This is a genomic window from Methylobacterium sp. WL64, assembly GCF_008039945.1.
Lineage (GTDB): Bacteria > Pseudomonadota > Alphaproteobacteria > Rhizobiales > Beijerinckiaceae > Methylobacterium.
On record NZ_VRVA01000163.1, the window covers coordinates 1 to 9,102 of the forward strand.

The 9,102-nt window shown below is 61.3% G+C and carries 8 protein-coding genes; 2 read left to right on the top strand and 6 right to left on the bottom strand.

All coding sequences use genetic code 11. From position 1 onward, the window contains the following. Nucleotides 1-357: 357 nt before the first annotated feature. The 6 genes from FV242_RS30720 to FV242_RS30745 all read right to left on the bottom strand — a co-directional run bounded on the left by FV242_RS30720 (nt 358) and on the right by FV242_RS30745 (nt 6,437). Nucleotides 358-825: a hypothetical protein gene (locus FV242_RS30720; protein WP_147941564.1), complete on the bottom strand. Its 468-nt coding sequence runs from the start codon at nt 823-825 to the stop codon at nt 358-360. A gap of 135 nt (nt 826-960) precedes the next feature. Further along, complete coding sequence (locus FV242_RS30725) at nt 961-1,542, bottom strand: recombinase family protein (RefSeq protein WP_147941570.1); 582 nt, start codon at nt 1,540-1,542, stop codon at nt 961-963. 1,166 nt (nt 1,543-2,708) lie between these two features. Further along, entirely contained in the window at nt 2,709-3,917 is a 1,209-nt protein-coding gene (locus FV242_RS30730; protein WP_147941565.1) for an AMP-binding protein, read from the bottom strand. A gap of 17 nt (nt 3,918-3,934) precedes the next feature. After that, nucleotides 3,935-5,221 (bottom strand): sensor domain-containing diguanylate cyclase, encoded by a 1,287-nt coding sequence (locus FV242_RS30735; RefSeq protein ID WP_147941566.1) that lies wholly within the window; start codon nt 5,219-5,221, stop codon nt 3,935-3,937. Nucleotides 5,222-5,232: 11 nt separating this feature from the next. Continuing rightward, on the bottom strand, nt 5,233-5,604 hold the full coding sequence (locus tag FV242_RS30740; protein WP_147941567.1) for a phosphonate transporter: 372 nt from the start codon (nt 5,602-5,604) through the stop codon (nt 5,233-5,235). A 23-nt stretch (nt 5,605-5,627) separates the two neighbouring features. Continuing rightward, a complete protein-coding gene (locus FV242_RS30745) occupies nt 5,628-6,437 on the bottom strand; it encodes an EAL domain-containing protein (RefSeq protein ID WP_147941571.1) in 810 nt (269 codons plus the stop codon). A gap of 1,481 nt (nt 6,438-7,918) precedes the next feature. Here FV242_RS30745 and FV242_RS30750 point away from each other — a divergent pair. Further along, the gene (locus tag FV242_RS30750; protein ID WP_147941568.1) at nt 7,919-8,671 is read left to right on the top strand and encodes an IS6 family transposase; all 753 of its coding nucleotides are present in this window, start codon (nt 7,919-7,921) and stop codon (nt 8,669-8,671) included. 42 nt (nt 8,672-8,713) lie between these two features. Beyond that, nucleotides 8,714-9,022: a YidB family protein gene (locus FV242_RS30755; RefSeq protein WP_147941569.1), complete on the top strand. Its 309-nt coding sequence runs from the start codon at nt 8,714-8,716 to the stop codon at nt 9,020-9,022. The last annotated feature ends 80 nt before the right edge of the window (nt 9,023-9,102 follow it).

Below are 9,102 nucleotides of genomic sequence, written 5' to 3' on the forward strand. Positions count from 1 at the left end.
CCTTGCTCTGCCGGGCTCAGCCGTTGTGCTACCGTGATTGACCCGGGCCTGGGGCGGGAGGTTCTCTTCCTAGAACTGCAGCCGGCATGATGTCGATCATGGTTCTGGAATAGCGGCTCCAGGTCTGGCTACAAATCAGCCGATGCCTCAGCGCGGCGCTCCGATCTCTGAAGGTCATGGTGCGATCAGTCCGGCTGAGAAGCGATCCGCGGCCGGAAAAAATCTGGACAACCAGGGGCTACAAAGGGCCACCGGGTACTAGTCGGTGCCAGCGCATTTGCCAGCTGGATGCCATAGGTTTTCGGTATCACATCTCACGCACTGAAGCGTCGATGCCACCAGGTCGCCGGGAACGCCTCAGGGGTTGAGGCCTGCGAACAGGTCGAGCTGTTCCCCGGCGCCTCGCATGCCGGAGCTTCGGCGGAGTGCGGTCCTTAGGGATCTCGGCATCGGCAGGTCAGGCAGGCCGACACCGGGTCGACCGTAGAGCGCTGCGCCGACGATCCGGCAGCCGTCGCCGTGGTGGAACACGTTGGCGGTGTGGGGACCGGCCCGGAGGATCTCCTGGGCCAGGACCTCGTCCACCGCCATGTCGGCGACAGTCGCGAGCAGGTCGACGAGTCCAGCCGATGCGATGTCGAACGACCGGAATTCGGCGGCGCGCTGTCGCCAGACCTGCCGGACGGCTCCGGCGCTGGTTTGGGAAAACGGGTTGGGCGCCGACTGCGTCGCCGGGTCGGCGATGAACGCCGCGATCGCATGACGGTCGGCGATGTGGGTGGCCGTCATCAGGGATGCGGCGAGCTGGCGTCGGCTGATCGGCATGGCGCTCCGTGGTCCAGCGATCCGTTCTCAGGCCTGCGCGGCATCGGCAAGGCACACATGTACGCTCGTGCGCGGCGCCTTCGACGACCGCTCGGGTGTCGGCAGTATGCCGAGGCCACGAGCCCTTGGTACGGATCAGCCCTTGGTGGCGGTACTGTTGGCACGCGCGCGCGGGAAGTAGCTGTAGAAGGTATCCCGATTGACCCCGAGGCGTTTGGCGATGTCGGCGACGCTGATCGTGCCGGCCGCCAGCATGGCACGGGCCGCCTCGAGATCGGCTTCGCTGAGCTTCCTCGGCCGGCCACCTTTGCGCCCGCGCGCGAGGGCCGCCTTCAGACCTTCCATGGTGCGTTCGCGGTTGAGGTCGAGGAAGTACTCGGCCATGGCGCCGTGCATCTGCAGGGCGAAGCGGCCGTGTGCGGTGGCGCTATCGAACTGCTCTGTGAGCGAGCGGAAATGCACGTCCTTCACGCGTAGGCCGTCGATGGTGCGCATCATCTCGACGAGCGAGCGACCGAGCCGGTCGAGCTTCCAGACGACGAGCACGTCCTCAGGCCGCAGGAAGGCGAGCGCCGCCTCGAACTCCGGACGCCTGGTCCCGGCTTTGCCGGACTTCTTTTCCTCGAACAGGCGCTCGCACCCGGCCTTCGTCAGCGCGTCGCGCTGCAGGTCGAGGTTCTGGTCGAGGGTGGAGACGCGGGCATATCCGACGAGCATGTCGGGATAATGCCAAAAACGCGTTTCTCCGGCAATAGAAAAGCCGACAGGTTTATCCGACAGAAACACGGCCGTTTGAGGCGGCTTTCGACCTGCCATCGCTTATTGTCGGGAAAACGATCAGATATCCGACACTGCTAAGTTATGCGCTCTGTGCAGGTGCCACCTCCGCGAGGCGTGCCGGGCATGGATGCGGCTTGGAATGACTGGTTGGGGTGGATTGCCATCAGTCCGCTTTGGGGCAGCGATCCATGCAAGTGGACACCAGCGGTGAGCCTGCTCTCGACCCTTCGCTGACCCTGGGAATGTCCGCTCACGGGCAACTCGGCTGACTGTCGCCTGCGACCGGGATGGGTGGATTTCAGCCTGTCCGCTTCCGAGCATCGAATGAAAAAAGCGGACGTTGTTACCTGTGCGTTGATAATTCTAAATAGTCGCTCGCTGCCTTCATGTTGTTACACTGCATGTATACACTGCGAGCTGGGCACGCAATACAGATTAAAACTCAATGTTTGTCTGCCTGTGAACTTTTATCTATCGCACAGATTGCCGTCCCTGCGGCCATCAGAACCAGATAAGAAAGAAAGACATTCCAGGCTATATTCCAACTCACCCACTTCCACCCCCAAAAGCAGGAAATGAGCATGGCGGCAACTGCGATTGTCGCGACAACGCAGGTTGGCCGTAGGATTGAAATGATATTAGCTATCATGGCATTCTCCTCGCCCTAGTCTATTCCGCAAAGCTCTGAGAGCCCAGCGAAATTAAGAGTTTGAACGAGGCACTTACGGCAAAATGCACGTAGGGTGAATAAATGAGCCAGCCTGTTCCCACACAATCTGCCGCATTCGATTGCAACTCCCAGCGGAATAGCAGGACGGCTGATGCATGACCGCTATTGGGAAGCGCTGACGACTGCTCGCACGGCTGGGTTGGGTCGGAAGGGGATCGTCTGCTTTTCGCCGGACCGTCTTAAAAGCAGACGTGTTGCTTTCGGTCAGAGCCGGCAGGCCCGATTGCGCCGGTGGCAGCCGTATTAACGAGCTGTGCGAATTGCTGTATTCGGACCTAGCTTCGACCTACAAGTGTCAGAGGTTTCAACATATTTTTGCTAGCGGTGGGCCTCTATATGGTACCGACCCGCCATAAGGATCACTCTGCGCTCGTTACCAGTCGGCGCTCTTGCCCATCATGCCTGTCGGCAACTGAAGCCCGAATGTGAGCGCCGTTGGTCGTTCAACCACCGCCAATGCGCCATCGATCCATGCGTAGAGATCGATCCGCAACGCTGTCGGATCAGCCCCCACCGCGGGTACGATGAAGGCCTTTAGACGGGCCCCCTCCTCCGGTCGCATTAGACGCACTGTTGCGTCACGAACCCCCGGTCGATCACGTAGCCGCGCCGCGACGCGGTCCGGGAACACGTTGATGCCGCCTACCTGTACGGCACCATCCTGTCGGCCTGCCAACTCAAAGCGGTTCCCGTCTCGCAACCGGATGCGATCAGGTAAGGTGAGACGCCGTCCAGATCGATGGATGACCTCCGGAGCATCCTCGTCGATTAGATCGATGAAACGCCAATGCGGCATGAGGACGTACGAAACCTCCGGCCAGCGGCGCACGGCCACGCCGGCCGTCTCGGACGAACCATACACCTCGGTCATCGCCGCCAGGCCGCGCTCATTGAGCGCCGCGATCAAGTCAGGCGGACACGGGGCGGTGGAGACCACGCCAGCGATGTCCTCCGGCCAAACCGGCAGCGAGCGCTCCAGCCAGCGCCAGCGATCGGGAAACGTGACGACGAGATCTCGCGGCGCGAGGCTGCAAGCAATTTCACCGGGGCTGTGCTTCGTCGCGTCGACATGGTCGATGCCGAGGACATCGGGCAGGAGCGCGGCGAACAAAAAGCCATACGCGTGGTGAGCCGGTACGAGGGAGACGACGCGCCGCCTGTCCTGGAACAGCTCACCCAGGAACGCGGTCTCCGTGCGTAGAGCATCGGCCGCGTGTGTGTAGCGCTTCGGTCGCCCGGTCGTGCCCGAGCTCGTGAAGGTGATTGAAGTGACACCAGAGCGCCAAGCTGCCTCGACACGCTCGATCCAAGCCCCGAACGTGGCGTCCGCAAGCAACTCGTCCTCACCGCCCGCCTCGTGGAGGTGGAACATCTCGTTGACCGCAGAGGCCAGCCACAAATTCTCCAGCGAGTCACAGCCCAATCCCTCTCCCGCTGCAGAGCTGATCTGCATGGTCTCGGGCCATGCGGGCGGCAGGTGGACGGGCAGACGTGCATCAGGGTTACCGCGCCCGCGTGCCGCGAGGAGTTCGGCGATGAGGAGGCTCTGCAGGACGGTAGCGAGGGCTCGTCGCGACAGCATCACGGGATGACCAGTGTTCAGGCCGCCGCCTGATCTGCGTTCGAGACAGCGACCCGGTCGCGGCCCGCGCGCTTGGCTTTGTATAACGCACCGTCCGCGGCCGCGAGCAGGCCAGCTAAGGATGCGGTGGGATCGGTATCTAGAGCGGAGCAACCAAAGCTCGCGGTGATGCACAGCTGGATCCCGCCCGCGTCGATCGGCTCGCGTACGAGCGAAGCGCGCAAGCGTTCGGCCACAGCGGAGGCCTCCATCAGCGAGATGCCTGGCAAGAGAACGACGAACTCCTCGCCGCCCAAGCGGGCGAAAATATCTTCCGGTCGTAGTTCCGATTCACAGCGCTGGGCGACTTCGCGCAGCACCACGTCACCAGCCGCGTGCCCGTGCTCGTCGTTCACACGCTTGAAGTGATCGACATCGAGGACCACGAGAGCCAAAGATCCACGATCCTGAAGCGCTCGCACGCGTTGGCGCTCCGCCGTCTCGAAGAAATGGGCGCGGTTGCTTGCGCCCGTGAGATGGTCGCGCGTCAGCATCCTACGCAAGTCGGCCGTGTCACGCCCTTGGCGCGTCACCGCTCGGATGACCAGGGTGTATCTCGCTGCAGCTCCCGCTGACTCCTCGCGAACGGCGACCAAGCGCTGGCACCAGTAGCGGCCGCCATTGGCTAGGGCATGCCAGCCCTCGTGCAGATACCAGCCGTCCCTTTGCGCCACGGCGATCGCCTCGCCGGTCGGTGGCATCGCCGATGCGCGGTCCGAACGGTCGAACCACTCGAATGGTTTGCCGAGTAGCTCGGCCTCCGTGAAGCCGGTTTGCCGCGTCGTTGAGGGTGTGACCGCATCAATGCACCCGTTCGCGTCCAGCGACAGCACTGCGACATCATCGACGCCGTCGAGCAGCGAGGCGAACCATGTCTCGGCCTGCTTCAACCGTCGCTCGCGGGCGACCTGCTCGGTTACATCCGCGAGCGTCGCGACATAGCGGTCCTGAGTCAGCTTCACGATGCTGCAGGCTAGGATAGTCGACCGCTCCCCGCGTCCGGTCACGATGCGATGGCCATCGCAGACCGTACCTTGCGGCGGAGCAAATTGCTGAACCAAGTTGCGTAGTTCCGGCGCGCAGGTGTCCATGACGTCGAACAGGTTAATGACGAAGGGCTTGCCCGCGATCGGCATCAGAAGGCCCATCGCGGCTGGATTTACCATGCCGATAGCGCCAGCTGCCGAGAACTCGACAAGACCGGCAGGGCAGGCATAGAGAAACTGCAGCAGGGCCGTGTTTTCGGTTTCGAGGTCGGTCGTCACGGCGGCTTCCCTCAACGCTGGACTAGGATGTAGCGGCGATCGACCCGAGGAGCCTTGAGCAGACGCAGTCGCACCGGCGTGGGCCGCATGCGCAGGGTGAGCACATAGTCGATTATCGCGTCGATCTCCGCCTCGTCCTCGAAACGCTGTGCCACCATGAAGTTGTTCATGCACTGCGCCGTCACAGCGAAGTAGTGCGTGCCGATCACGCCGTCGCTTTGGAGCCCGGCTAGCTTCGCCTCCGTCGCGTTGTAGATCTCGACGATGCCCTCGGTTGAGAGACCGACAACCCCATAAGGTAGGGAGTCGAGCTGGTCGGCCTCGAGGGTAAGGAGCGTGTCGAGAGGAATGGCTTCGAAAGAGAGCACGGTATCGCCTCGCATGTCGGTCCGGGGATGCTTAGGCTTCAGGCTGCCCGCGTACCGAGTCCACCATCCGCGCTAGTCTCGGCCCATGGCAGAGCCGAACCACGCTGCGGAAGCCAAGCTGCCGGTAGGCTCGCTACGGCCGGCTTTGCGAACAAGTAGCCTTGGAAAAGGTGAATGCCGGACGCACGAAGAGTGTCCAGTTCAGCTACCGTCTCCACGCCCTCGGCGATCACCGCGATGTCTAACTGTTGCGCTATCGTGATCACACCCGCGATAATCGTCTGGCGAGCGCGCGAGGTCGCGATGCCGCGGATCAGCTCCATGTCCAACTTGATGAAATCAGGCTGGAAGCTCGCGAGCAGGTTGAGCCCAGCGTATCCTGCACCAAAGTCGTCGAGCGCGGTGACAAAGCCTTGTTTGCGATATTCGGTGATGATGCGCTGGACATGGGCAACGTCCGTCATGCGCTCGTTCTCGGTGAACTCAAACATGATCTGCTGATGTGCGAAGCCAACCCGACGGGCTGCCTCCAAGGTAGCCCGAATGCAGGCGGCCGGCTCGTAGACGGCGTTGGGCATGAAATTGATGGATAGACGTGTTTTGGGTTCGACAAACAGCGAGCTGGCGAGCTCGATCGCCTTCACACGACAGGCCTGGTCGAATTTGTACCGGTTCGCCTCATCGACCATCGCGAGGATCTGACCGGCGCCTTGACCTGAGACGCCTCTGACCAAAGCCTCGTAGCCCCACACGCCATGTCGTTGGAGATCGAGGATGGGATGGAATGCCATCGTGAACTCGAAGGGCAGCGGCTCACCAGCCTGGCAACCTTGGCATCCCGGTTTCATCACTGAGCTTCTCGTGACCGTACTTAACTGGACAAAGCTAGCAGCTTTACGGTTTCACTGGCGTAAACACCAAATAGGAAGTGTTTTTTCCGGCTGTAGCCAGCATGAGAGTACGGGCGCGACGGCGGTTGGTCGAGGCGCTATTTTTTGGCCGTGGTGTCGTCAACCGCTCAACCCAGGTACGGAGAGTCTTTCTCGGGGGAGGTGCGAGCAGACCGAACGGAGCGAGCGTCGATTGAGTCGAAAATAGCTGTTGCGCCGTACGACGTGCAGTATGCGAGTGACTGGCTGAAGATCGCAATCCGACAGGTGCGCAGCATCTGTAGGCGGCTGTTCCGTTTACGACCCATGTCGGTCGTCCCAACAACCGTTGCTACTTCCCAAAAGCGGTTCTTCTAGGTCGATAGGCGACGGGAGTTCGAAGCGGACATTGATCGGAAGCACTAGGTGGGAATGCGGACCCGCAGTTGACCACGATGATGGCCTCACGTGAGAGGACGATCCACTTGGAATTATCTGACCGTCGCGGCCAGATCCGTGATCGTGGGCGCGTCGTTGCTTTCACCCGCTTCCACGAGCAGCACGCAAGCTTCCTCGCTGTCCGCCAATTGTCTGGCGACGGCGCACCCCGAAGTTTGCAGCCTACATCGCGTGCAATTTTCGCCGCTTAAATGCCGCATTTCAAACCACTCGTTTGCAGCGATTTTATATGTAACGTTGCGACGTCACTCGCTGCTACACACACACGGCGAACCCGAATGAGTTGCATCATGGAATTCGCGGTTAGTACATCTGTTCTGTTTATTACTGCATATATTGCTGGTATGGTGCATCTTGCCTGTCTGTGCGAAGAGGCGCCAGAAGCAATTGAAGATTAAGCTATGTGAGAAAATCAATTGCTTTTGATATTCCTACCCAAGCCGCGTACGTCCAAGCAATAATCGTAAAAGCGAAGAATATTCCGAGTAGAGCGTTCGCAAACCATCTATTACAAAACCGCTGAATACGATCGCCAGCGCTCGTATGAGTTAAATTGTTCTTGATATTTGAATTATCAGGCATCGCTTTCCTTCCCGTAAAGATTGTATTAGACGCCGGCGAATTTTTTGAACACCTTGCTCGAAAGCTATCAACGCCATCGGATTAGAGTTTAGTTTCAATCTGAGAACAAATTTCCGTCTCCGGAAGTCCTACAGCAAGCTTAAATCGTTGATATTTATCATTAAATTTGAGGTCTGACAACGACGACAGCCCTATTTGGATGCGTCGCGCGCGAGCGGCGATGGCCCACGGGTACGAAGTTCTCGAGGTTCGGCCAACCCGGGCCGCCGACGGAAGAACTCGTTGGCGGCTCAAGCCTGACCCCGAAGGGGGCTGAGGCGACAGATAGGTTCGGGCGTGTCGCAAACCCAAACGGCCCTTCGTTCATGGGTCGTTAGCCATACCCGCCCAGCTTGCCGCCTCCGCCTTGGAGCCGGCCCATGATCCTCCACACCATCGCCGCCAAGCTCAAACAGCGCGCCAAGGCCGACTTCCGGGGCCGGCACTTCGAGGCGGCGCTGATCGTCCAGGCGGTGTCCTGGTACCTGCGCTACCCGCTCAGCTACCGTGACATCGAAGAGCTGTTCCTGGAACGCGGTCTGGAGGTGGACCACTCAACCCTGAACCGCTGGGTGCTCGCCTACGCGCCGCTGATCGAGAAGCGGCTGCGCGCATTCCGCCGGCCACACTGCGGCTCGATCCGGATCGACGAAACGTACATCAAGGTGCGCGGCGAGTGGCGCTACCTGTACCGGGCCATCGACAAGCACGGTGACGCGGTCGACTTCCTGTTGACCGCCCGGCGCGATCTCGATGCGGCCAAGCGGTTCTTCCGTAAGATGCTGGCGGACCAGCCGCTTCTCGCCCCTGATCGGATCGGCACGGACGGCGCCGGAACCTATCCGCCCGCCATCGTAGCTGCGAGGAGCGACGGCCTGCTACCCCGCACACCCATCCACTACGTCACCAAGCACCTGCAGCAAGGGATCGAGAGCGACCACTTCCGGGTGAAGCGGGCGATGCCGCGGGTCGGCGGGTTCCGCTCGTTCCATACGGCGCGCCGCACGATCTGTGGCTTCGAGGCCATGCTGTGGCTGCGCAAGGGCTTCGGCTTTGCCGGCGCGTGGACCGTGCGCGAGCAGAACCAGCTGCTTGGGGTCTGCTTCGGGCTTCAAAAGGTTAACGAGATCTGAAAACAAGGCGGTTCTCGCCTTTCCTGCGGCCTACGATACGGCTTGCGACAGGCCCTTCTAGGGAACCTCGGCGGCACGGGTGCCGGCGGACTGCTCGGTGGGGGCCTGAGCCATCTGATCGAGCACTTCCGCGGCAACGGTCACGGCGAAGCCGCTGACTCCTGGGTCCGGCAGGGCCGGAACACCGAGATACCGGCCGAGCACCTGCATTCTGCCATTGGTCCCGACCTGCTCGCCACCCTGATGAAGCAGACCGGGCTCTCCGGCGATGAGCTTCTTTCCCGGCTTTCTCAGGTACTTCCCTCGGCGGTCGACCGCTACACCCCCGACGGCAGGCTGCCGGCGCACTGACGCCCAGCCAGCCGTTCCGGCCCCCCTTCACCCCGGACCGTCGGCATCTCGCCGCCCGATCCCACAACCCAGGAGAAGAA

Coding starts and splice junctions, on each gene's coding strand:
- FV242_RS30720 (WP_147941564.1), bottom strand. CDS start 825: ATGCCGATCAGCCGACGCCAGCTCGCCGCATCCCTGATGACGGCCACC.
- FV242_RS30725 (WP_147941570.1), bottom strand. CDS start 1,542: ATGCTCGTCGGATATGCCCGCGTCTCCACCCTCGACCAGAACCTCGAC.
- FV242_RS30730 (WP_147941565.1), bottom strand. CDS start 3,917: ATGCTGTCGCGACGAGCCCTCGCTACCGTCCTGCAGAGCCTCCTCATC.
- FV242_RS30740 (WP_147941567.1), bottom strand. CDS start 5,604: ATGCGAGGCGATACCGTGCTCTCTTTCGAAGCCATTCCTCTCGACACG.
- FV242_RS30745 (WP_147941571.1), bottom strand. CDS start 6,437: ATGAAACCGGGATGCCAAGGTTGCCAGGCTGGTGAGCCGCTGCCCTTC.
- FV242_RS30750 (WP_147941568.1), top strand. CDS start 7,919: ATGATCCTCCACACCATCGCCGCCAAGCTCAAACAGCGCGCCAAGGCC.